The sequence below is a fragment of the Microcoleus sp. genome, from assembly GCF_049646505.1.
GTDB lineage: Bacteria > Cyanobacteriota > Cyanobacteriia > Cyanobacteriales > Microcoleaceae > Microcoleus.
Map to the genome: position 1 here is coordinate 1 of NZ_JBARVX010000003.1, position 21,937 is coordinate 21,937.

At 44.2% G+C, this 21,937-nt stretch carries 25 protein-coding genes; 13 read left to right on the forward strand and 12 right to left on the reverse strand.

Annotated elements, in window-relative coordinates; translation table 11 throughout:
* From WBA89_RS00100 to WBA89_RS00125, 6 genes are all read left to right on the forward strand, one after another.
* The coding region (locus tag WBA89_RS00100; protein ID WP_424402910.1) for an alpha/beta fold hydrolase at nt 1–1,259 on the forward strand (1,259 nt) is incomplete at its 5' end.
* 349 nt (nt 1,260–1,608) lie between these two features.
* Entirely contained in the window at nt 1,609–1,977 is a 369-nt protein-coding gene (locus tag WBA89_RS00105) for a GIY-YIG nuclease family protein (protein WP_333467402.1), read from the forward strand.
* Nucleotides 1,974–2,219 (forward strand): hypothetical protein, encoded by a 246-nt coding sequence (locus WBA89_RS00110; RefSeq protein ID WP_424402913.1) that lies wholly within the window; start codon nt 1,974–1,976, stop codon nt 2,217–2,219. The genes WBA89_RS00105 and WBA89_RS00110 overlap by 4 nt, the downstream gene beginning before the upstream one ends.
* A 257-nt stretch (nt 2,220–2,476) precedes the next feature.
* Nucleotides 2,477–2,728 carry a DUF433 domain-containing protein gene (locus WBA89_RS00115; RefSeq protein WP_424402915.1) on the forward strand — a complete coding sequence of 84 codons (252 nt, stop codon included), beginning with the start codon at nt 2,477–2,479 and terminating at the stop codon, nt 2,726–2,728.
* On the forward strand, nt 2,712–3,071 hold the full coding sequence (locus WBA89_RS00120) for a DUF5615 family PIN-like protein (protein ID WP_424402917.1): 360 nt from the start codon (nt 2,712–2,714) through the stop codon (nt 3,069–3,071). Before WBA89_RS00115 ends, WBA89_RS00120 begins: the two co-directional genes overlap by 17 nt.
* 448 nt (nt 3,072–3,519) lie before the next feature.
* The gene (locus WBA89_RS00125) at nt 3,520–3,942 is read left to right on the forward strand and encodes a hypothetical protein (RefSeq protein ID WP_424402919.1); all 423 of its coding nucleotides are present in this window, start codon (nt 3,520–3,522) and stop codon (nt 3,940–3,942) included.
* 65 nt (nt 3,943–4,007) lie between these two features.
* On the opposite strand, the gene WBA89_RS00130 is transcribed toward WBA89_RS00125, so the two are convergent.
* Complete coding sequence (locus WBA89_RS00130) at nt 4,008–4,370, reverse strand: type II toxin-antitoxin system PemK/MazF family toxin (RefSeq protein WP_424402921.1); 363 nt, start codon at nt 4,368–4,370, stop codon at nt 4,008–4,010.
* Nucleotides 4,355–4,591 carry a hypothetical protein gene (locus tag WBA89_RS00135; RefSeq protein WP_424402923.1) on the reverse strand — a complete coding sequence of 79 codons (237 nt, stop codon included), beginning with the start codon at nt 4,589–4,591 and terminating at the stop codon, nt 4,355–4,357. Before WBA89_RS00135 ends, WBA89_RS00130 begins: the two co-directional genes overlap by 16 nt.
* Before the next feature lie 139 nt (nt 4,592–4,730).
* Here WBA89_RS00135 and WBA89_RS00140 point away from each other — a divergent pair, with 139 nt between their 5' ends.
* From WBA89_RS00140 to WBA89_RS00150, 3 genes are all read left to right on the forward strand, one after another.
* Complete coding sequence (locus WBA89_RS00140; protein ID WP_333396325.1) at nt 4,731–5,228, forward strand: TIGR00725 family protein; 498 nt, start codon at nt 4,731–4,733, stop codon at nt 5,226–5,228.
* Nucleotides 5,229–5,236: 8 nt separating this feature from the next.
* Nucleotides 5,237–5,755 (forward strand): hypothetical protein, encoded by a 519-nt coding sequence (locus WBA89_RS00145; protein WP_424402925.1) that lies wholly within the window; start codon nt 5,237–5,239, stop codon nt 5,753–5,755.
* A gap of 391 nt (nt 5,756–6,146) precedes the next feature.
* A complete protein-coding gene (locus WBA89_RS00150; RefSeq protein WP_424402927.1) occupies nt 6,147–6,986 on the forward strand; it encodes a TPM domain-containing protein in 840 nt (279 codons plus the stop codon).
* A 145-nt stretch (nt 6,987–7,131) separates the two neighbouring features.
* Here WBA89_RS00150 and wecB read toward each other — a convergent pair whose 3' ends face one another.
* A complete protein-coding gene (gene wecB / locus WBA89_RS00155) occupies nt 7,132–8,247 on the reverse strand; it encodes a non-hydrolyzing UDP-N-acetylglucosamine 2-epimerase (RefSeq protein WP_424402929.1) in 1,116 nt (371 codons plus the stop codon).
* A 213-nt stretch (nt 8,248–8,460) separates the two neighbouring features.
* Between wecB and WBA89_RS00160 the strand changes: the two genes are divergently transcribed.
* Nucleotides 8,461–9,036 (forward strand): pseudouridine synthase, encoded by a 576-nt coding sequence (locus tag WBA89_RS00160; protein ID WP_106150588.1) that lies wholly within the window; start codon nt 8,461–8,463, stop codon nt 9,034–9,036.
* A 225-nt stretch (nt 9,037–9,261) separates the two neighbouring features.
* On the opposite strand, the gene WBA89_RS00165 is transcribed toward WBA89_RS00160, so the two are convergent.
* Complete coding sequence (locus WBA89_RS00165; RefSeq protein ID WP_424402931.1) at nt 9,262–10,092, reverse strand: hypothetical protein; 831 nt, start codon at nt 10,090–10,092, stop codon at nt 9,262–9,264.
* A 196-nt stretch (nt 10,093–10,288) separates the two neighbouring features.
* On the opposite strand from WBA89_RS00165, the gene ctpB reads away from it, so the two are divergent.
* Complete coding sequence (gene ctpB / locus WBA89_RS00170) at nt 10,289–11,608, forward strand: carboxyl-terminal processing protease CtpB (RefSeq protein WP_424402933.1); 1,320 nt, start codon at nt 10,289–10,291, stop codon at nt 11,606–11,608.
* A 56-nt stretch (nt 11,609–11,664) separates the two neighbouring features.
* On the opposite strand, the gene WBA89_RS00175 is transcribed toward ctpB, so the two are convergent.
* From WBA89_RS00175 to WBA89_RS00200, 6 genes are all read right to left on the reverse strand, one after another.
* The gene (locus WBA89_RS00175; RefSeq protein WP_424402935.1) at nt 11,665–11,877 is read right to left on the reverse strand and encodes a hypothetical protein; all 213 of its coding nucleotides are present in this window, start codon (nt 11,875–11,877) and stop codon (nt 11,665–11,667) included.
* 27 nt (nt 11,878–11,904) lie between these two features.
* Nucleotides 11,905–12,810: a vitamin K epoxide reductase family protein gene (locus tag WBA89_RS00180; protein ID WP_424402937.1), complete on the reverse strand. Its 906-nt coding sequence runs from the start codon at nt 12,808–12,810 to the stop codon at nt 11,905–11,907.
* Nucleotides 12,811–12,878: 68 nt separating this feature from the next.
* A complete protein-coding gene (locus tag WBA89_RS00185) occupies nt 12,879–14,873 on the reverse strand; it encodes a heavy metal translocating P-type ATPase (RefSeq protein WP_424402939.1) in 1,995 nt (664 codons plus the stop codon).
* Nucleotides 14,874–15,086: 213 nt separating this feature from the next.
* Nucleotides 15,087–15,521: a VOC family protein gene (locus WBA89_RS00190; protein ID WP_194013059.1), complete on the reverse strand. Its 435-nt coding sequence runs from the start codon at nt 15,519–15,521 to the stop codon at nt 15,087–15,089.
* A gap of 20 nt (nt 15,522–15,541) precedes the next feature.
* Nucleotides 15,542–15,757 carry a hypothetical protein gene (locus tag WBA89_RS00195; protein WP_424402952.1) on the reverse strand — a complete coding sequence of 72 codons (216 nt, stop codon included), beginning with the start codon at nt 15,755–15,757 and terminating at the stop codon, nt 15,542–15,544.
* Nucleotides 15,754–16,266, reverse strand: coding sequence for a TIGR02652 family protein (locus WBA89_RS00200; protein WP_424402942.1), 513 nt, complete (start codon nt 16,264–16,266; stop codon nt 15,754–15,756). Before WBA89_RS00200 ends, WBA89_RS00195 begins: the two co-directional genes overlap by 4 nt.
* A 106-nt stretch (nt 16,267–16,372) precedes the next feature.
* On the opposite strand from WBA89_RS00200, the gene WBA89_RS00205 reads away from it, so the two are divergent.
* Nucleotides 16,373–16,918 carry a gamma carbonic anhydrase family protein gene (locus WBA89_RS00205; RefSeq protein WP_424402944.1) on the forward strand — a complete coding sequence of 182 codons (546 nt, stop codon included), beginning with the start codon at nt 16,373–16,375 and terminating at the stop codon, nt 16,916–16,918.
* A gap of 30 nt (nt 16,919–16,948) precedes the next feature.
* Here the strand turns inward: WBA89_RS00205 and WBA89_RS00210 are convergent, their stop codons facing one another.
* Together WBA89_RS00210 and WBA89_RS00215 are read right to left on the reverse strand one after the other, a co-directional pair.
* Complete coding sequence (locus tag WBA89_RS00210; RefSeq protein WP_424402946.1) at nt 16,949–17,929, reverse strand: hypothetical protein; 981 nt, start codon at nt 17,927–17,929, stop codon at nt 16,949–16,951.
* Nucleotides 17,930–17,952: 23 nt separating this feature from the next.
* Nucleotides 17,953–19,005 carry a DUF262 domain-containing protein gene (locus tag WBA89_RS00215; protein ID WP_424402948.1) on the reverse strand — a complete coding sequence of 351 codons (1,053 nt, stop codon included), beginning with the start codon at nt 19,003–19,005 and terminating at the stop codon, nt 17,953–17,955.
* A gap of 141 nt (nt 19,006–19,146) precedes the next feature.
* On the opposite strand from WBA89_RS00215, the gene WBA89_RS00220 reads away from it, so the two are divergent.
* Nucleotides 19,147–21,675, forward strand: coding sequence for a GH116 family glycosyl hydrolase (locus WBA89_RS00220; RefSeq protein WP_424402950.1), 2,529 nt, complete (start codon nt 19,147–19,149; stop codon nt 21,673–21,675).
* Nucleotides 21,676–21,937 lie beyond the last annotated feature (262 nt).

Below are 21,937 nucleotides of genomic sequence, written 5' to 3' on the forward strand. Positions count from 1 at the left end.
ACCCGAATGTTGATTTCAATCCGCCCGCTTACAACCCGAATGTTGATTTCAATCCGTCACCGTCTAATTCAATTAATCTCAACGGTTACACAATCGACGGCAACTTCTATCGGGAATTCTTGAAAACAGGTGGATTGGAGGGTTCGTTAGGCGCTCCTAAGAGTGATCAAAAGAGTCTGGGGGGAAATATCGTTCAATACTTTGAACACGGTCACATTTACTGGAATGGCAGTAAGGCGATCGCATACCAAGAAGGGACACCACTACCTAAGACATCGCCTAGTAATATTGGCGCGGTGGGTGTGGTAAAACCTATTAGTATTACAGCTATTGATGATAATTCAAGCAATCTAAATTCTGTGAAAGCTCCATTTTGGGGAACTATCACGGGAAACACTCGATTGGGAACAAAGTCTAATAATATAGGTCTTGTGTTTGCTGATGGATCATCGAAAGCAATCGCTCCAAGTAAAAATACATGGTTAGTTATTCACGGTATGACGAATAACCCACCTCCCCCTGACAAAGATGTTCTTAATGAACTAACAGACAACACATCACTGGCAAACGCAGTTTATGGATACTCACCAGACGACCAAGTTCTTGTACTTGACTGGAGAAGTGCAGCTTATTCTACGAACGCTTATTCAAAAATTGGTGCTTCTTGGATTGATTCAGTTGCAGATTGGACAGCCAATCTACTCAGAGAATCCAAAATACCAAGCTTAAATATCAATTTGGTTGGTCATAGTCTTGGTTCTTACGTTGCTGCTGAAATAGCAGCAAAAATTCCGGGTGGAGTCAATAAAATTATTGCTCTAGATCCGGCTACAGAAGTATTAGGATCTTATGACTTTGGAGGAGGACATTATTCCGATCAAGTCAAGTTCAGCGATAATTCTTCCTGGTCTTGGGGATTCTATGGCAGTGCGCTTGGATCTCCTGATCGCGCTAGAACTGCTGACGAGTCTTTTAACATAGACTTTGGGGTAAAACCCTTGTGGGAGACCCACGGTGCTGTTGAAAACCTTTTCACAGAAATGTTAAAACAAGCTAAGGATAAAAATACTTCGTCCCTTGGTGACATTTTTGGGCTTGACAAAATGAATTCAAGTGAAAAGCCTTGGGTAATTGACTATGGTATAAATTGGGAAGCGAAACTCATAGCACAGACAAAAGGTGATGGTTCTTGGATTTTGAAGGATATAGTACCCAATCCAGATTCATCAGAGTTTAATGGTGGTGGTGGTATCTGGTAGCTGATATGGCTATAACACTTAAAACATTGAGGGTTATCAATAAATAGGCAATCGCCCTTTCCCCAAACAAGAGCGATCGCCCGACGCTAACTCTCACCAACAACAAAAGCGATCGCCCTTTTGGAACTATCCGAAAGGGCGATCTTCTTTTATTTGAGATGAAAGATCGATCGCCCTTCTTGCATCCGCGTTAATCTGCATCCATCTGCGGTCAAAAAAGATCGAGATCCCTTTCTAATAATTCAGAAGGGCGATCGCTATTTGGAATGAATTCGCGATCGGTTTTTTGTTAAAAGGGCGATCGCTTCTACTTGTATGATGGAATAACCGCTTGCATCTGGCAATTTCGATGACCAACCCCATCCAGCAAGAAGCCCGCCAAATTCTCGATAATCTCGCCTTTACCCCCTTCGATCGATGCCATCCCCTCAGCCGCGACTTCGACACCATTCCTGCTAAAGTTGGTTTGTACGCCTTTCGACATCGCACCGAAGGATTGCTCTACATCGGCAAAGCCAAGAACCTCCGCGATCGACTGCGAGGTGGTCACAAAGCCTTCCTCTGGGGCTGGCTCGATCGCTACGATCCAGATGATGTAAGAATCGCCTTTGTTACCCTCAACCAATGGCAAAAACCAGGGTTATTATATGAATTAGAAACCCTCATCCTTCAAGCTACAAATCCTCCGTACAACGTTAAAATCCCCAGAGAACAATGACTCAGACCCTCAAGATCCAACACTTACCACCAGAAGCTATTCATTCGCTGATGACCCATTTGCCTGACTATGTGAAAGTCGCCCTGATGGAAAAAGCTACACAGCTAGAATGCTCTCTGGAAGCTGCGATCGAAATGGCACTTGCTAGTTTTCTAGACTCAGAAGCTTTCAGCTTTGAAGATTGCCTATTATCGCAACGTCTTAAGGAATCAGAATTGGTAGAATTTCCCCAAAAGAAATAGAGTGCGATCGCCCGTTTTACAATCAAAAGAGCGATCGCCTTTCTTGCATCTGCGTTAATCTGCGTCCATCTGCGGTGAAAAAAGATCGATCGCCCTTCTGACATCTGCGTTAATCTGCGTCCATCTGCGGTAAAAAAAGATCGATCGCCCTTTCTAATAATCCAGAAGGGCGATCGCTTCTGCTGAATTTATGATACGATTACCTATAAGTTACAGCTACACTTGCCCACTTCTTTTGATATAAAGGAGTAAAGACCGTGAAAATAGAAGAATTACTGCAAAGAAAAGGAATTATTCACCGCGATCCAGAAGTTATGAGCGGTGTCCCCGTATTTGTCGGCAGCCGCGTCCCTTTAAAGACTTTTTTTGACTACCTGGAAGGTGAAAGCGGTTTCGCAGAATTTATTAATGATTTTCCTTACCTAGAAAGTCAGGCAATTAAAGTGCTAGAAAATCTCACTAAGATGATGCTCTCGCTAGAAAGTGATTCAAATGCTTATATTGCTTGATGAAAATCTCTTGAGTCAAAAACTGAAGCAGCCTTTCTTAGACGAGGGTCATTCAATCAGCAATGTTTATGACATGGGGTGGAGAGGGCTAAAAGACAGGGAAATTCTGGAGAGATCCGAGAATCATCCTTTTGATGTTTTTATCACGGCTGATAAAAATCTTCCCTATCAACAAAATCTAGCAAGTTATGTTATTAGAATTGTGGTCTTAGATTCTAGCAGTACAAGACCCGACCATCTTGTACCTTTGATGAGACAAGTTAGCACTATGATATCGTCCCTGCCAGCAGGTTCGGCAATTCGCATTAATGATGCTGGGGATGTTGTTTCCATTAGTCTTTGATCGATCGCCCTTTCTAACAATTCAGAAGGGATCTCGCCCGTTTTATAATCATGAAAGGATCTCGATCTCTGAGTATTCCCGCACCCAAAATCCAATTTCCATGAACTATGTCATCAGGTAACATCCTAACTGTCACAGATGTTCTCAATTTCCTTGTCAGTGGAATCGATAAAATCACCCTCGAAACAGAACTTACTGCTTCCGGTTGGATATCCACTCCAGCTAGAGGAGGATCAAAAAGCGGTGCGGGTACAATTTGGACAAGCCCAGACACTCAATACAGTGTCAGAATTATGACTCAACCTGATGGTTCATCCTATGCTCGCGTTTACAATGGCCCAGGAGGTGGCGCACCCGCAGAACAACCCCTAAACGCATCAGGAAAACCCGGAAGTCGTGGAGACACACACTTTATTCTGCTCCCTTAACCCCATTTATTCATCAGACTATGAACTTTGAAGAAATTTGGCAACAATACGATTTTACCGAATCAGAACTGCTATCGATGGGGTGGCAATTTCCCTATGATTATGTCCTCAATCTCAACTACTATTGGCAACTCAATTCAACTAATTCTACTTCTGAAGTTGCTACCAATGACCAATTTTTAAACATTATTCTCAAAACCTGCATTCGACTGGATGTACAACTCAACCCCAATTCTGATGAGTTAAATGAAAAACCTGCGAACCTCGGTACAATCGTCGGCTGGGAGCAAGTTACTCCCTCTCCTTGGTTAGAAAATCTATCCCTTTCTCCTAATGAGTGGCTGCATCTGTTATTTGAAATTGGTGGAAATAATAAAATTGAAGCTGTTTGTCGATCGATCGCGATCGAACAATTGGTCAAACAACCTTTAGCACTCAGTTAATAAGTACCAAAAATACCGATCGCCTCTTAACCTATTGATTATTTCTTCTTTAAAAAGCTTGAAAATTACAAAGCAAACACGATTCTGAGAGCTAGATCAATTTTTATTATCACCTCTGGTTCAAGTTCACCTCGGATATCTACCCCACGAGAACTATAATCAATAGGGCGCGTTTGCAAACAATCAGCAATAGATTTTTTTGTCAATCCATTTCTTTCAGACGGTTCAATCTCCACATTACTTTTAATCTTGGCTTTTTTTTCACTCCAAGCAGTAATTGGAACAACCTGGATTACAGGAACTCGCTCATTATAAGTATTGTTGGTCACAACAACACAAGGTCTAATTTTCCCCGTTTCAGAACCCTTCGTTGGATCGAGATTAACTTCAATAATTAAACCGCGTTTTAATTTTATAGCTTCAGCCATTCTTCTAAACCTAATTCCGTCAATTCTTGCAAGTCTGTATCTTCCTCATAGATTTCTGCATAGAGAGCCGCAGATTCTTCCAATCGCTCCACTTCTAATGCTAATTCCAGGCGTTTAATTGCGATTCTAACTAATTCACTAGCATCTTTAAATCCATAGTTTTGACAGAGTTCTAAAAATTTTATCTGAGATTCATCTAGTTTAAATGTTTGCTCTTTCATGGGAAAATACTAGGAAAATTAGGGAAGTTAGTTGTGTTAAAAATGTTTTGAAGAAACCACTATTTATATGATAACATACATTCGCAGATATCGCCAAAAAACTAGCAAGTATTAATAACACCCTATTTACTCTAACACTATGAAAAAAACTATCATTGGCATCATGGGCCCAGGCGAAAGTGCCACATCAACCGACTTAGAAAACGCCTATCAACTCGGACAACTCATCGCCGAAGCTGGATGGATATTGCTAACTGGCGGCAGAAATCTCGGCGTGATGGATGCCGCCAACAAAGGTGCAAAATCAGCTAACGGTTTAACAATCGGCATCCTTCCGGGAAACGATACTCGCGGCATTTCCGAAGCTGTAGATATTGCCATTGTCACCGATATGGGAAACGCCAGAAATAACATTAATATTCTTTCTTCAGATGTGATAATTGCCTGCGGTACGGGCGCGGGCACAGCTTCGGAAATTGCCCTAGCCATCAAAGCTCACAAGCAAGTTATTTTGTTAAATCATAGCTGGGAAAGTCAACTTTTCTTTAAAGATTTAGGCAAAATTAACATTTTTGTGGTACACAATGCTGTAGAGGCTATGAATCAAGCTCGCGAAATCCTAGCAAATCCCAGATGAAATTCAAGATGAAAGTAAGCAAATTCAACTTTTGTGCGATCGCAATTTTCCTAACTCTGGGGATTTTCGGCAGTACCAAAGCAGACGGAGGAATTGCACAGTTAAGCTTCAGCAACCAATCCACTCAAACTTTAGCACAAACCCTCCCTCCACCTCCTGCCGCACAGCCTGTTACCGAACCAGAAGCGCCCCCGATTCTTAGCGAATCCGCGCCGGATCAAATAGCTTTAGCAACCCATTTGCAGACGATTAAAGCTAAAATGTACGGTGCTTACTGGTGTCCTCACTGTCACACGCAACAAGAACTTTTCGGCAAACAAGCATTTACCGCAATTACTTACATTGAGTGCGATCCCAGAGGCAAAGATGCTCAACCGGATTTGTGCAAAGCTGCGAAGATTCAAGCTTATCCCACTTGGGAAATTCGGGGAAAATATTACACCGGCAGGCAATCTTTGGAAAAACTTGCTCTTTTATCCGGTTATAAAGGCAGCAGCAATTTTGTGCCACAACTTCCTTCTCCTTAAATATATCTAAATTAGTGGGCGATCGCACTCGCCCACTAAAAAACCTGGTTTTTGAACCGAAATTCACGGTTGCGAGCAATTATTTTGCTTAAAAACCCGGTTTCTGGCCGCCCCTGCGTCTAGGAGTAGAACTGTAATACCATTTTTATAAAGATGTGGTGTAGATGAAGTTTTAGCTCCCCCCCTTAATAAGGGGGGTTTGGGGGGGGTAATATCTAGCGCTACTTTATGAAATTGGTATAAGGTGCGGAAACCGTTAAAAATATGACTTTTATGAATCAAACTTCTGAATAATATGAATTGACATCACAGCGAGCTGGTTATTTAATTGTAATTAGGCGGACATATCTATTGAAATTTCTGATTGGCACTTATTCAGGAGACTGAAACGATGCAATTACAATCTAGCAAAAAACAAATAATTTTTAGCAGTTTGCTGTGCTTCTCGGCAATTGCATTTCCGGTAGCGAGTCAAGCTATAACAGTACAAGAAGTACCGAATCACCGACAAGTAAATAACACTTGGGTAACAGATAAAGCAAACATTCTCAGTGACAGCACAGAAACTCAGCTAAATCAGATGATTGCGGAGTTGGAGGCAAAAAACGGCTCGGAAATTGCTGTTGTGACAGTGCCCGATACTAAACCATCTGCAACACCAAAAGCATTTGCTACAGAATTATTTAACTTTTGGAAAATTGGCAAAAAAGGTACAAATAACGGAGTTTTATTGTTGATTTCGTCGGGTGAACGCCGCGTTCAAATTGAAACAGGTTCGGGGATTCAAGACATTTTGCCCGATGCGAAAACGGTAAGTATTATTCAAACTGAGATTGCGCCCAGATTTAAACAGCAGGACTTTGACGGGGGTACATTGGCGGGGACAAAGGCGTTAGTTAATGTTTTACAAACTCCGATCGCAAACGTGCAATCTCAAACCGCGCTGCCTTTGGTTCCCATAGTACCAGGTCAAGCGCTAACACCGTCGCCAATACCTGCAGAATCACCAGTTGTTACGAATAGTGGCTTTACAGGTGAGCAGTTGAGATTTTTCTTTGGTTTTGTATTTATAGGATGGATAATTTGGTTGACTAGATCCTCTGCTAATAGTAGCAGTAGTAGTAGTATCAGCAGCGATTACAGCAGTAGCAGCGATTACAGCAGTAGCGACTCCGGCGGTAGCTTTGGCGGGGGTGACTCTGGTGGAGACGGCGGCGGTGGAGATTGGTAATAGTTCTAAGGTGCTGTTTATTCAATTTTGAATTAGATCGTTTTCCCTAGAATGACCACAATCATATTGGTTTGTAGTGAGGAATTTAGTTTTATGATGGAGGCGGACTAAAGTATTCACTACAAACCAATTTTAGGATTAGTTTTTAATCAGAAAAATACTCTTCAACTATTTTTAAAATCCGGGAGGCTGCTAAACCGTCGCCAAAGGGATTGATTGCCATTGCCATTGCGTCGTAAGCGGCAGAATCACTCAGCAATTCTGTGGCTTCTGCGGTAATTGTATCAGGATTTGTACCGACAAGTTTAGCTGTTCCGGCGGCAATTGCTTCGGGTCTTTCTGTAGTTTCTCGCAATACTAAAACTGGCTTGCCCAAACTCGGTGCTTCTTCTTGCAAGCCGCCGGAATCTGTGAGGATTAAATGACTTCTCTGCATGGCTCCTACTAATTCGGCGTAGTCCAACGGTTCGGTTAAAAAGATTCTTGGATGGTCGCCTAAAAGAGATTTTAAAGGTTCCCGAACGGTTGGATTTTTGTGCAGCGGTAAGAGTAAGGCTGTGTCGGGAAATTTATCTAAGATTTGGATGAATGCTCGCGCAATTCCTGCTAAGGGTTTTCCCCAATTTTCGCGGCGGTGGACTGTTGCTAAAATGGTGCGGTGTTTGCTCCAATCTAGGTTGGGAATGTTGCATTCTGGTTGGCGTTTGGCGACGGATAGCAAAGCGTCGATTACTGTGTTGCCTGTACGGTGAATTTCTCCTACAACGCCCGATCGCCCTAAATTCTCTGCAGCCAGCGCTGTTGGGGCAAAATGCAGCCTTGTGAGCTGAGATATCAACCGCCTGTTAGCCTCTTCGGGATAGGGATTGAACAAATCGTCGGTTCGCAATCCGGCTTCTACGTGACCGACTGGTATTTTCTGGTAAAATGCAGCTAAAGCTGCCGCAAATGCTGTTGTTGTATCGCCCTGAACTAATACGATTTCTGGCTGCAATTCCTTAAAGCAAGCTTCCAAACCCTGCAAGCTGCGGGATGTAATGTCGGTTAGGGTTTGCTGGTGCTGCATAATTGCTAAATCGCGATCGGCTTTCAGGTCGAACATTTGCATTACTTGCTCGACCATTTCTCGGTGCTGACCGGTTAAAATTACTTGGGTGTCAAAGATTGGTGAATTTTTGAACAGTTGAATTACAGCGGCTAGTTTGATTGCTTCCGGGCGAGTTCCTAGGACGATACAAACGCGGTGTGTGGCTTCGGGCATGGTAAAGTTGGGTAGTTGAGATTTACGAGGCTGTTAAGGGCGGAAGATTTTATAGCTGGTTTGAATCGTTGGTTAATAAGATTTTTTTTTAACCGCAGAGGGCGCAGAGGGCGCAGAGAAGGAAGAAAAGAGAGAGATAAATAAAATAGTTTTTTGACGATTTTATATCTTTTCTAGTCGGAATTTTTGTACATTTTTATTTGTTAATTGGTCATGCCCTATCGCTACATTCTATTTTACAAACCTTACGATGTTTTAACTCAGTTTACTGACAATTCCAGTGAGACTAAACGGAGTACCCTGAAAGATTATATTCCGATTCCTGATGTTTATGCGGTGGGAAGGCTCGATCGCGATAGCGAAGGTTTGTTGCTGTTAACCGATGACGGACAAATGCAGCACCGCCTCAGCGATCCAAAATTCGCTCATCCTCGCACTTACTTGGTTCAGGTGGAACGGGTTCCAGATGCAGGCGCGATCGCCCTTTTGCAAACTGGTGTCACAATTCAAGATTATCGGACTCGATCGGCAAAAGTGCAATTATTATCGGCAGAACCCCAATTGCCGCCCCGCCAGCCCCCGATTCGATTTCGCAAAAACATTCCCACAGCTTGGTTGGAAATGACTCTCACAGAAGGCCGCAACCGCCAAGTGCGCCGGATGACCGCAGCAGTAGGGTTTCCGACGCTGCGGCTGGTGAGAAGCGCGATCGGGCATTTGCAACTAAATGACTTGAAACCCGGTGAATGGCGCGAATTAACTCAAGCTGATTTGAGATTTGAGATTTGAGATTGCAGAATTACAGTCAACAATCAAAAGTCAGTAGGGGCGGTGCCAAGAGTGCCCGCCCTCAACAGTCAACAGTCAACAGTCAACCGTCAACAATCAAATTCACCCCCCTTAGTCCCCCCTTGTTAAGGGGAGAAACAAGAATAATCTTGCTCCCTCCCCGCGGGAGGGGAGGGTTGGGGTGGGGTGCTTTGGATTTTTGCAAGAGTTCTAGTCAACAATCAACTACTTTCTGGCCGGCAAAATAAAACTCTCGTTTCCATCTTTATCTTTTTTTACCTGAGCTCCCAACTTGACAAGAGCTTGCTTCGCCCTTTGCCGCACCAACTTATCGGTTGTTTGAGAATAAACCGTACTCCAAGCAGTAAACCGCACCGGCACGCTATCTGGATCTCGGCGCAAAAAGTCAGCAGTTGCTCGAAAAATGGGCGCTAATTTCGGCCCGTCGGCTGTGTTTTCTACCCACTCAGCGGCCATTTCGTGAGAGCGAATTGAGTCGGGAATATCCCCCAACAGCAGCAACTCATCAATACCTTTGATTCGCCACACTATCCACGCTTGGGGATGAGTTTGCGGCGAAAGGGCGCTAGTACCTCGCTCGATAAACTTAACAGCAGTTTCCGGCTTTCCCTGATAAAAAGAAACGGCCGCCGACAGAAACAGGTAGATGTCAGCCCACTTGGGGTCGCGCCGCGTAATTATGTCAAAATAATCTTGGCTGAGATTGTAGCCCGTCACGTCTCGCGCTTCGTCGTCGCCAAAATACTGCAAAAATTTCAGAAATGTCCAGTCGGCAATTAAATTGTCAAACCCAAAACTAGGAAATGTTTTGAGCATTTTCAGCCGCAGGGCTTCTTGCTGGGCGGCTTGCTTGAAACTGGCAGCAGACATTGCAGAGAGCGACTTTTGGTTCTGAACGCTAACTGGGGGCATTCCTCCCAATTGCTCGATCGACTGCATGGCAATCACTCCCGCCAGCGCTGCTGTACCGATAATTCCATTGGCAAGCAGGCTCAACCACTTATTGCGCGAAAATTGTTCGATTTTAGCTTCCACGGCACATTCAAATCCAAGTTTTAAATTAAGTTTATTAAAATACAGTAATGATTGGTTGGCGATCTGCTGTGAATCTCGTTAAACTATTCAGAGGGATGGTAGAGCCTCCACGCAATAGTTTAAATGGTAGTTTGAGATTTTTTAGCAATATAAAATCTCAAATCAAAAATCTAAAATCGAATTGAGCCAAAATTCAATGAATCAAGCCCGCAGACGCTTTTCTAAGTTACAGGCAGCCCTGTTCACTGGGGCGATGGCCACAACCGCTTCGATATCTTTACTCGTTCCGGGTCTGAGCCAATCAGTCCGCGCCGAGCTTCAAGATAGCCCCAAAGCTGTCTTAGACGAAGCTTGGCAAATTGTGAACCGGGAGTATGTCGATGGCAGCTTTAACAAGACTGATTGGCAAGTGGCCCGCCAAGAGTTGCTGAGCACAAATTATACCTCTCGCGAAGCTGCCTACACCGCTCTCCGCAAAGCCCTAGAGAAATTAAATGACCCTTACACGCGCTTCATGGACCCGAAGCAGTACGAAGCGCTGACGAATCAAACCTCTGGGGAACTCACAGGAGTGGGGATGAGGCTGGAACAAGACGAGAAAACGAAGGCGATTAGAGTAGTCGAACCGATGGAAAATTCCCCGGCCCTAAAAGCAGGGATTCAAGCGGGCGATACGATTTTGGCGATTGATGGCAAAACTACCAAGGACATGACTGTCTCGGATGCGGCTCAGATAATTCGGGGCGACGAAGGCACGAAAGTCTCGCTGCGGATGGCTCGTCCGGGCAAAAGCGAGTTCGATCTCACTCTGACTAGGGCGAGAATTGAGGTAGCTGCGGTTCGCTACAGCCTCAAGAATGAAGGGGGCGAGAAAGTCGGTTACATCCGCTTGCAAGAGTTTAGTTCCCACGCGGGCGAACAAATGGAGGTGGCGATTAAAAAGCTCTCGGCTCAAAAAGCTGACGCTTTTGTTTTGGATTTGCGCGGCAATCCCGGCGGGTTGCTGCGGGTGAGCATTGATATCGCGCGGATGTGGATGGATACTGGGTCGATCGTCCGTACAGTCGATCGAGCCGGAGATTCTCAGGAAATGGTGACAAATCGCACTGCGATTACTGACAAGCCTTTGGTGGTGCTGGTGGACGACAACTCGGCCAGCGCCAGCGAGATTTTGGCCGGTGCTCTCAAGGACAACAAGCGCGCAACTGTGATCGGCGGTCAAACTTTTGGCAAAGCTTTGGTGCAGTCGGTGCATTCTTTGGCTGACGGTTCGGGATTGGCTGTGACGATCGCTCACTACTATACTCCCAACGGTACTGATATCAGCCACAAGGGCGTTACTCCCGATGTCAAAGTCGAAGTCAGCGACGCAGAAAAGCTGAAATTAGCTAACAAACCGATGTTGGTTGCGACTAAGGACGATCCTGTTTACGCGCAGGCGATCGCACTTTTGAAAACTACCGCTTCGTCAACTCGTCCCGTTGCTGCTAACGAGGCTCTTGTTCCTAAGAAGTAGTTGAAACCGTAAGTTATTAACAATTAACTTTCAGATAAAACCCGCACTGGCGGGTTTTATTTTGGTAATTTGATTGAGCTTGGTATCAAGTGCGATCGCTTCACCGCGATCTCAAATCCTCTCTTCATCGGAATAGTAAATTCACTGTTGACTGTTGACTGTTGACTGTTGACTGTTAACTGTTGACTGTTAACAGTTAACATCACCAGGAGTGCAACCGGAATTAAACTGAGCTGCGGGCGATCGACTGCGATAAGGTCGATCGCCAAAAAGCCCTCTTGTCAGCATTCCTAATTTCAGGGATTTTGAAATTCCCGACTTCCCTGATAGCCAGATAAATCAGCTAACTCCTGCAACGATTTTTGCCCTTCGTAAAACTTACCGTTAATTTCCCAAGCCGGAGTCCCTTTAATCTTCGCAGCTTGGCAAAGATCAGGCCTCGCATTTTTCCCTTGAGGATTGCACTCGATATAATTGATAATTCGAGCCGCCTCTTTGCCAAAACTTTCCTTCTGCGCTTGACAGTGAGAGCAGGTATAAGATCCGTACATTTTAGCTCCAACTCTTTTTAAATGTCGCGCTAAAGCAATTTCAGAAGTACCAGAAGATGTTGTGGTATTCATGCTAGTCTCCCTAGCAGTACCGAGATTATTCACATCAGCATAAAGAGCCGAAGAAGAAATCAGCACTAACATAGATACCAGAATTCCTATAAAAAATAGTTGCCCGATATCATCCCACTCGCGACCGATTAATGATAATACAAACAAGCTAGTTGCAAACAAAGCAGACACAATACAGTAAATACAAGCTGCTTTGATATCAACAGCCAGTACATACATCAGATAGCCGCTGAAAATCGTCATAGCTGTGCCGCCAGCAAACAAAAATAGTCCCGTCCAAGACTCTAATTTAGAGCGGAAACTCTTCTGTTCTGTGGGATTAACAAGTAGGGGAGCTACGGCAAAAACAATCATGCTCAAATAGCCCAAAAAACCGAACAAAGAAAGAGGCAAACCAAAAACATAGGCATAGGGACTCGAAAGCACGATATCGCAGCCTTCGATCGGACAAACTGCCGTTCCGTTGGATAACTTGACTGCTGTTAGATAGGCAGTTACCGCAGCTCCTATCGAGGCAATTCCTGCCATAATCGGACGGGAATAGCGGTGAATCCAGGGCATAGAACGTTGACGAAGCATAATATTTGTGACCTCAGAATGTATGTTTCAATTGTGCGTAAGGTAGGCAAGACTAACCTCAAAAAACTCTATTTCAACACTCTAGTAGCATTGAAAATCGCAGCTAAAGCCACCCCAACATCGGCAAAAACGGCCTCCCACATAGTAGCCAACCCAAAAGCACCCAAAGCAATAAATATGCCTTTAACTGACATGGCAAAAATGATATTTTGCCAGACAATATTGTGAGTTTTCCGGGCAATTTGGATCGCTTCAGCCACCTTTGACGGTGCATCTGCCATAATCACAATATCGGCAGTTTCGATCGCCGCATCCGAACCCAAACCCCCCATCGCTATGCCCACATCAGCCCTAGCAAGCACTGGTGCATCATTAATTCCGTCCCCCACAAAGACAATTTTATCGCCTTTTTTAGATTTGGCGATCAGTTTTTCGATCGCCTCAACTTTTCCTTCGGGCAATAACTCAGCTAAATAGGAATCTAAACCGAGCTTTTTCGCAACACTATCGGCTACAGCTTGATTGTCTCCCGTCAGCATCACGATGCGCTCTACACCCTGTTTCTTGAGGTCGCGAATCGCCTGTACTGCGTCGTCTTTAAGCTCGTCAGCAATCAAAATATAGCCAGCGTAGCGGTTGTCTACTGCCAAATGCACGATCGTACCCTCAGCATTGCAGGCATCGTGAGGGATGTTTTCTCGGTGCAGCAAACGGTCATTTCCCGCAAAAACAATTTGATTGTTGACTTTGGCTCGAATGCCGTGTCCCGCTATTTCTTCGTAATCTGTCACCTCCGAGGAATCTATTTTGCCGCCGTAAGCTTCCAGAATAGATTTCGCGACTGGATGATTGGATTGAGATTCTACTTTTGCGGCTATTTCCATTAACTGAGATTTGGAAAAACCATTATGAGGTACAATTTCTGCTACTTTAAAAACTCCTTTTGTCAGAGTTCCTGTTTTGTCCAAAACAACTGTCTTAACTGCTGTCAGCGTATCTAAAAAAGTCGAGCCTTTAACCAAAATACCGCGCTTGGCTGCACCGCCAATTCCCCCAAAGTATCCCAGAGGAATGCTAATTACCAATCCGCAAGGGCAGGAAATAACTAACAAGACTAAGGCGCGGTAAACCCACAAAAATCTGTCTGCATTAGTTGCTCCAGAAATGAACAAAGGCGGAATTAAAGCCACTGCTAGGGATGCAAATACTACAAAGGGCGTGTAGTAACTGGCAAATTTGGTGATAAATTTCTCAGTTTCAGCTTTTTTGCTTCTGGCATTTTCTACTAATTCCAGAATTCGAGAGATTGAAGATTCGCCGAATAGTTTGGTAACTTTGACGGTGAGAACTCCTGTCTGGTTAATTGTTCCTGCTAAAACTGTTTCTCCAACTTTCACGGTTCGAGGTACTGATTCTCCGGTTAGTGCAGAGGTGTCAATCTGAGAGTTTCCGTCGATAATTTCGCCGTCTAAGGGAATTTTTTCTCCCGGTTTGACTAGGATGATGTCGCCGACGGCTACGGTTTCGGGCGAAACTTTTTTGATGTCGCCATTTTGCTTGAGGTTGGCGCTGTCTGGGCGAATTTCTAAAAGCGATCGGATCGATTGACGCGATCGCCCCACGGCAAATTCTTGAAAAAGTTCTCCGATTTTGAAGAACAACATCACCCCGACTGCTTCAGGGAGTTTGTGAATAGCGACAGCGCCGAGTGTTGCTACAGTCATTAAGAAATTTTCATCAAACACTCGGCCTCGCAGAATGTTGCGGCCGGCGCTGGTTAAAACATTCCATCCGCTCAAAAGATAGGCGGGGATGAAAACCAGATATTCAGCTATAGAATAGGGCGTGTTGTGCAGTTTTTCTTCAAAAATTAGACCGCCGACAAACAGTACAACGACCAAGATCACAGGAATCAATTCTTGCTTGAGGTTGAAATCTCCGTTCCCGTGGTCGTGTCCGTGGTCGTGTCCGTGGTCGTGTCCGTGGTTATGATTCTCATGGCTGCGATCGTCCTGGTCCTCGTGACCACAGCAGCCGGAATCGCTCGATTTGGCTTTTTGCATGGTGTTTCCTGGGTTTTTACCTACGCATGATAGTATGAATAGATGTTCATATTATATAGGAAAAAGACAATGTACTAGATTTTGAATTCAAAATCTAGCTATTTTTGAGAAAAATATTGTTAAGTTGGTAGGGAATGTTACTAGGTATTAAGAGTAATAATTATTCTCAGTTGACGGTTGAGAGAGAGAACGATTATCGGCAGCGGTTAGTTATTAATTAAGCCGCCGGATAAATTCTAAAGGCAAACCATCAGTATCGGCAATAAAAGCTACTTCGTAAACATTTTGCCCGATCGCCTGTTGAGTCGGTTCTAATAAAACTTTCAAAGGTTGAAACTGGTTTGGTTGGTCTTTAGCTGCTTCCTCAAACTGTTTTTTGAGAGACTGCAACCAAGTAGGCAAGTCAGTTGTCGCCTCAGTTAAATCGAAAGATAAATGATAATACCCAACATAATGCTCGTCACCGAAAGCATCCGGTGCGGGTTTTGGTTCCGGGATTTGAATTAGTTCGATGCGTCCGTTGAGACCTTCCATCCAACAGGCTAGGGTGTAACCTGTGGTAAAGCGATCGCTCACAGTAAACCCTAACTGTTCGTAAAAGGCGATCGCCCGGTGAATGTTAGCAGTGCGAATGGAGGCGTGGTGCATTCGATTTTAGATTTTAGATTTTAGATTTTAGATTGGGGAATTGGGCATTGGGCATTGGGAATTGGGAATTGGGAATTGGGAATTGGGAATTGGGAATTGGGAATTGGGAATTGGGAATTGGGCATTGGGAATTGGGAATTGGGAATAACCAATAACAAATAACCAATAACAAATAACAAATAACCAATAACCAATAACCAATAACCAATAACCAATAACCAATAACTAATGACTATTCAAACAACCGAAAATACGGATATCTAGTAGGAACTCCCGGCTCTTTTTCCAAATCAAAATTAATCACTTCCCAACAAGGGTTTTCTTGGGGATCTGGGCTAAAATCCACAGGCAAACCGTACAGCTTCGGGCGCGACGACGATTCCGACTGGCCCCGCCAAGGCGTGCTGCGTTCCAAATAAGTGCTGATTAAGTCCCGATAGCGTTGGGCCACGATTACGCGAGTTGCTCGATAGCCTTGAGTATAAAGTCGATCGAGCGCTTCGTGAATTTCAAACCGAATCCCGTCGGGGTGGGTGTGCTGGCGATACCATTCATCCTCCCAGCGGCGCCAGTGCCGCCCCGACTGAAGGTGAACCAGGTCTCCCGTTTTTGGATCTGCCTCAAATGCCCCGTGACGCGGACACAAATAGGTATCCGTGAGTGTTAAAGCCGGAATTGTTTGGCGACAGTGGGGACACTGAATTTCCGGGCCAAACATCGGGTATTGCAAGGCAACTTCAATCATTTATTTGCGTCCCAGCATATTTATCGGCAAAAGTGGCAAATAGTCTTATTATATCCCGTATCAACAACCAGCTAATCTGCTAGAAGTATCGCGATCGACCAAAAAGATGAGCAATCTCAACGAACCTCTGCCTTTACTTCCTGTTTATTGGCCCAGGCCGGATCTCTCCCAAGCTGCTTTTGTCGCTTTTGGCGCTGTTGTCATCGGCAGGGTAGAGGTGGCTGCGGGCGCTAGTATTTGGTACGGGGCGGTGGTGCGGGCGGATGTAGAGCGAATTGCGATCGGTAAAAGTACCAACATCCAAGATGGAGCAATTCTGCACGGCGATCCGGGAAAACCGACTGTGTTGGAAGATTTTGTGACTGTCGGACACCGAGCGGTGATTCATTCAGCTTACATTGAACGGGGGTGTTTGATCGGGATTGGGGCGATCGTCCTCGATGGAGTGAGAGTGGGCACAGGCTCGATCGTCGGTGCGGGGGCGGTTGTGACGAAGGACGTTCCCCCTCGCACGCTGGTTGCGGGAGTGCCTGCGAAGCGGCTGCGAGATGTCTCTGAGGAGGAATCTGCGGAGTTGGTGGAACACGCTAAGCGTTACGAAAAGTTGGCTTTGGTGCACGCGGGAAAAGGTTCTGATTTGGGATTTGCGTAAGGAAGGGCGATCGGGTTTGTCTTAAAACTGTCACATATCATATTGAAATATAGAATTAACGCTGTCCCGAAAAATGGGATAAAGCGCGATCAATTCTTCCGTTATGTGAAAACAATGCTTGTCTAAAGGCAAAACGATAATTTCTTCTTCTACTAAAATCGCCAAAAAATATTGTAACAACGAAATACTACGAGGAATTAAGTCGGTTGGTGTTGAATTAACTTTGTCTCGAATACATTTAATAGCCTCTTGAATTTTATTCTCTTTTCCAGCCCTGGCAAGAATACCATATAAGTTATCGCAAAAACGGCTCATATCTTTTGGTTGAAATTCTTGGGGAATTTTTTGAGCAAATAGCTTTTGGGTAGCAACAGCTATTTGACGCTTTCTTTTGATTTCAGGATACTCATGCTCTTGTATAGTAGAAGCTATTTGTTCAAATGCCATAATCATGGTATCTAGCTGTTCAACAGTAGCTTTAATTTGTGCCGCTAAACGGAGTTTCTTCCAATCAATCTCAGCACTTTTATAAACCAAATCGTGAGTGGAAACTGCCCAGGCGTGTTCAAAAGCACTTTTTATTTGAATTTCAAACAGAATATCAAATATACTTAACAAATTATCTAAATCTGGATCTTCGGCTCTTCTTAAGCGAGCATAAATTCTGGTTGAATCAAATATAAAACTATCGGGAGATTTTTTGTTTTGTCCTCTTTTTACAGTTTTATTGACATCAAAAGTATTTTGACAAAATTCAATCACTTCTTGTTCTTGTGATATACTTGGTATAATAAGCGTACAAGCAAATAAGTCATTTAATTCAGACCATTTCTTGAATCTACCTGTCTCGATTTTTTCCGCTAAAGATTCAATAGTTTTAATTCTCGAAGTCAGTGCATATCCTTTGTCGTCACAAAAATTCAGCATGGTTGATTTGACTCGCTTTGCAACTTCTTCAACCAGGGGATGATATTGTTGATACTGGCGGTCTAAAATAGGAGGATAAATCATAAATTTGATAATTTACCAATTAATCACAAATTAATAGTTCCTAAAATCACTGATTTTAAAAGATTAATTCTAGTTTTAGTTTTTTCAATTCCTGACGAACTCAATGAAGTTGTGATGGCATCATAATAGGCTTGGGTGTCCTGATTTTTTATGGCTGTTTCAGGAGACTTTACCGATTCCATCAATTCGTAAATCCTTTTGCCGACATCGGCAGTTATATTTAAGGATTTTTCACGATTTAGTTCTGCGATTGCACTAAATAACGAATAAAAATCCGCTTGATTTTTGAGCTTGGTTTTAGATAAGTTTATATTTTCTGGCGAGCAATCTAACAACTCTTTTATTGATAAAATCACTTGTTTAAATTCAGATTCCATTTCATGTTGCTCGTCCCAAGCTAAATCCCGATCGTTAAAAGCTTTATCCAAATCATCCTGACGATAAGATTTAACTCCTTCTTCTAGAAAAAGTAAAAGTCGAGTCACAAACTCTACATCTTTCATTTGTTTTCTATCTTTTGCAGGAATTGACGGAAAGTTGGGCGGGAGAATTGAATCCATCCAGTCAGTTAAATCTTCTACAGTAGTAATGAATCCGCCATTGAATTTTGCATGACGCAGTTCTTGATGTGTTAACTTACTAACATTACGGTTAATACGGTCAAATATATCATTGATAATTGCTTCATCGTCGGATGGGACATATTCAACAGCAAACTGATATTTCCAAAATTTTTGCTTGAACTCATTGTCTAAGTCTGTGAAATATTTTCCTCTAATTCTTGTAATAGTTGCTGTTTCACTTACAGGAAATTCATTTTTAGCAAAGTCGAATAAAGTGGATAACCTTTGCTTTCCATCAACTATACTATACTTAGAGATACCTTCAGGAGTAATCTCTTGATACAAAAAAATTGCCGGGGCAGGATACTCATTAAGTACAGTATCAATAAAAAAGTCTTTGTATTCTTGATTCCAAACACTGCGTCTTTGATAAGGTGGCTCAAGATCGAGCAGGTGTCTTGTGTAGAGATCCCAAAACCAAGAAACCGTTTGAAAATTAATGGCTCGACTCATCTGACTTTTTCCGTAATAGAGTGAACTGGTAATTTAGATTATACACTATACTGATTGGGGCATAAGAGCAAATTTAGGTGAAAAGCTAAATTTATTAACAATCAGGATTGTTAAGCTCGATCGCACGCTAAGATTAATCCCATGAATAACGATCGCACATCCAATCCAAACATCCCTCCACACACCTGGAAACGTCCCATCGGCATCGGTTGGGACAATCCCTACACAGTCCGCTACGCCAGCAATCTCGACGACGGCCCCTGGCACGGAATGCCTCTGGGCGGGTTCGGCGCAGGCTGCATCGGGCGATCGCCCCGCGGCGACTTCAACCTCTGGCACATCGACGGCGGCGAGCACATTTTTCGCAGTTTACCCGCTTGTCAGTTCAGCGTTTTTGAAGAAACAAAAGGCAAAAAACAAGCTTTTGCACTGTGTACTGAACCGCCGAAAGATGGAAGTTTATCTAGTTGGAAATGGTATCCTTGCGAAGGAAGTTCGGCAACGAGCAATGTACGGGATGTAACGGATGGAATTCTGAAGGCAGACGGAAGAAGGGAAGAGAAGAAAAAATTTCAATCTTCGGGGACTTATCATGCTTTATATCCGCGCAGTTGGTTTGTTTACGAAAATGTGTTTGAAGCTCAATTAAGCTGCGAGCAATTTTCCCCAATTTTGCCAAACAATTATCAAGAAAGCAGTTATCCAGTTGCAATGTTTGAATGGGTGGCGCACAATCCTACAGATGCGCCGATTACTCTTAGCATCATGTTAACTTGGGAAAATATTGTTGGTTGGTTTACTAATGCTGTACCCCCCGTACCCCCCCTTACTAAGGGGGGGTACGGGGGGGTTCCCGTGATGGTGCGAGATGATGGTAGTCCATTTTATGACTATAAACCCAGGTGGGGAGAAAGTGGCGGGAATTTAAATTTGTTGGTGGAAGATTTTCACCGTATCGGTTGCGTGATGACGCGGTTGTCTGCTGGTGACGAACCGCAAGAAGGAGATGGACAGTGGGCGATCGCAACTATTACCAATCCGGCGGTAGAAGTATTCTATCAAACTCGCTGGAACCCGGCGGGGGACGGCGATGATGTTTGGCGCAACTTTTCTGCTGAAGGTTTCTTGTTGGATGACAGAGACGAGACAGCCGCAGCAGCCGGAGAACAGTTGGCTTGTGCGATCGCAGTTCGCTTTACAATTCGACCGGGTAAAACTCGCAAAATCCCCTTTATCATAGCTTGGGATTTGCCCGTTACTGAATTTGCATCTGGAGTTTCTTATTACCGCCGCTATACCGATTTCTTCGGGCGCAATGGCAAAAATGTGTGGCCGATTATTCGCACGGCGATGAAGCATTCCGATACTTGGCGCGAAAGTATTGAAGCTTGGCAAAAACCTATTTTAGAACGCACAGATTTGTCCGACCGTTTCAAAATGGCGCTGTTTAATGAGTTGTACATTTTGACTGACGGCGGTACTCTTTGGAGTGCGGCGGACGAACGCGATCCCAAGGGTCAATTTGGGGTTTTAGAGTGCATTGATTACCGCTGGTACGAAAGTTTGGACGTGCGGCTTTACGGTTCTTTTGCTTTGTTGATGCTGTGGCCGGAATTAGAAAAGTCGGTAATGATTGCCTTTGCTAGGGCAATTTCTGCGGGAGACGATACGCCGAGAATTGTTGGCTGGAATCAAGCTGCGGCGATTAGAAAAGCTGTTGGTGCGACACCGCACGATTTGGGTGCTCCTAACGAACATCCTTGGGAGAAAACGAATTATACTAGCTATCAAGATTGCAATTTGTGGAAGGATTTACCTTGCGATTTTGTGTTGCAAGTTTATCGTGACTTTTTGTTGACTGGCGGCACAGATTGCGAGTTTTTGCAAGATTGTTGGCCGGCAATTGTTGAGGCTTTGGCTTATCTGAAAACCTTTGATGAGGATGGCGACGGAATTCCTGAGAATTCGGGTGCGCCGGATCAGACGTTTGATGATTGGCAAATGCGGGGAATTAGTGCGTATTGCGGGGGTTTGTGGTTGGCGGCGCTGGAGAGTGCGATCGCGATCGGCGAAATCTTAGAAGATGCAGCACCTGAGATAATTCCAAATCCCCAAGAGAAGATTGTACTATATCACAGTTGGCTGTTACAAGCAAGACCTAGCTATCAAGAAAAACTGTGGAACGGTCAATATTACCGTTTGGACAGCGAGAGTAAATCGGAAGTGGTAATGGCAGACCAATTGTGCGGCCAATTTTACGCGAAGCTGTTAGGATTGCCGGATATTGTGCCGCCAGAATGTGCTGTCAGCGCTTTAGAAACTGTGTACGATTCTTGCTTTTTGAAGTTCAATGAGGGCGAGTTCGGTGCGGCGAATGGGGTAATGCTGAACGGTTCGCCGGAAAATCCTAATGCGACTCATCCTTTGGAAGTTTGGACGGGGATTAATTTTGGGTTGGCTGCTTTTTTGGTACAGATGGGAATGGAGGATAAAGCGTTTAAATTGACGGATGCGGTGGTGAAGCAAATTTATGAGAATGGGTTGCAGTTTCGCACGCCGGAAGCGATTACGGCGGGGGGGACTTTTCGGGCGAGTCACTATTTGCGGGCGATGGCAATTTGGGCGATTTACTATGTTTTGAATCGTAAAACCGCAGATGTTGGCAGGTGAACGCTAATTAACGCCGCCTCTGATTTATTCATCTCTCTTTTCTGGAGGCTTTGCGTCATCAGCATCTAGAGTGGTTCGATCGTTCAACAGCAATCGTAAACTATGCGATCGCGGATAGGTAGTAAGATTAAATTCATAAAATAGCGCTACATAATTTCTACCCCCCCCAACCCCCCCTTGTAAAGCAGGGTGGATTAATTGTCAGGGGGGAATGTATGATAGAAGAGGCAATCAAGTCTGCCCTGGATGGGTAGATTATAAT

Coding starts and splice junctions, on each gene's coding strand:
- WBA89_RS00105 (WP_333467402.1), top strand. CDS start 1,609: ATGACCAACCCCATCCAGCAAGAAGCCCGCCAAATTCTCGATAATCTC.
- WBA89_RS00110 (WP_424402913.1), top strand. CDS start 1,974: ATGACTCAGACCCTCAAGATCCAACACTTACCACCAGAAGCTATTCAT.
- WBA89_RS00120 (WP_424402917.1), top strand. CDS start 2,712: ATGCTTATATTGCTTGATGAAAATCTCTTGAGTCAAAAACTGAAGCAG.
- WBA89_RS00125 (WP_424402919.1), top strand. CDS start 3,520: ATGAACTTTGAAGAAATTTGGCAACAATACGATTTTACCGAATCAGAA.
- WBA89_RS00130 (WP_424402921.1), bottom strand. CDS start 4,370: ATGGCTGAAGCTATAAAATTAAAACGCGGTTTAATTATTGAAGTTAAT.
- WBA89_RS00135 (WP_424402923.1), bottom strand. CDS start 4,591: ATGAAAGAGCAAACATTTAAACTAGATGAATCTCAGATAAAATTTTTA.
- WBA89_RS00140 (WP_333396325.1), top strand. CDS start 4,731: ATGAAAAAAACTATCATTGGCATCATGGGCCCAGGCGAAAGTGCCACA.
- WBA89_RS00145 (WP_424402925.1), top strand. CDS start 5,237: ATGAAAGTAAGCAAATTCAACTTTTGTGCGATCGCAATTTTCCTAACT.
- WBA89_RS00150 (WP_424402927.1), top strand. CDS start 6,147: ATGCAATTACAATCTAGCAAAAAACAAATAATTTTTAGCAGTTTGCTG.
- wecB (WP_424402929.1), bottom strand. CDS start 8,247: ATGCCCGAAGCCACACACCGCGTTTGTATCGTCCTAGGAACTCGCCCG.
- WBA89_RS00160 (WP_106150588.1), top strand. CDS start 8,461: ATGCCCTATCGCTACATTCTATTTTACAAACCTTACGATGTTTTAACT.
- ctpB (WP_424402933.1), top strand. CDS start 10,289: ATGAATCAAGCCCGCAGACGCTTTTCTAAGTTACAGGCAGCCCTGTTC.
- WBA89_RS00180 (WP_424402937.1), bottom strand. CDS start 12,810: ATGCTTCGTCAACGTTCTATGCCCTGGATTCACCGCTATTCCCGTCCG.
- WBA89_RS00185 (WP_424402939.1), bottom strand. CDS start 14,873: ATGCAAAAAGCCAAATCGAGCGATTCCGGCTGCTGTGGTCACGAGGAC.
- WBA89_RS00190 (WP_194013059.1), bottom strand. CDS start 15,521: ATGCACCACGCCTCCATTCGCACTGCTAACATTCACCGGGCGATCGCC.
- WBA89_RS00200 (WP_424402942.1), bottom strand. CDS start 16,266: ATGATTGAAGTTGCCTTGCAATACCCGATGTTTGGCCCGGAAATTCAG.
- WBA89_RS00205 (WP_424402944.1), top strand. CDS start 16,373: ATGAGCAATCTCAACGAACCTCTGCCTTTACTTCCTGTTTATTGGCCC.
- WBA89_RS00210 (WP_424402946.1), bottom strand. CDS start 17,929: ATGATTTATCCTCCTATTTTAGACCGCCAGTATCAACAATATCATCCC.
- WBA89_RS00215 (WP_424402948.1), bottom strand. CDS start 19,005: ATGAGTCGAGCCATTAATTTTCAAACGGTTTCTTGGTTTTGGGATCTC.
- WBA89_RS00220 (WP_424402950.1), top strand. CDS start 19,147: ATGAATAACGATCGCACATCCAATCCAAACATCCCTCCACACACCTGG.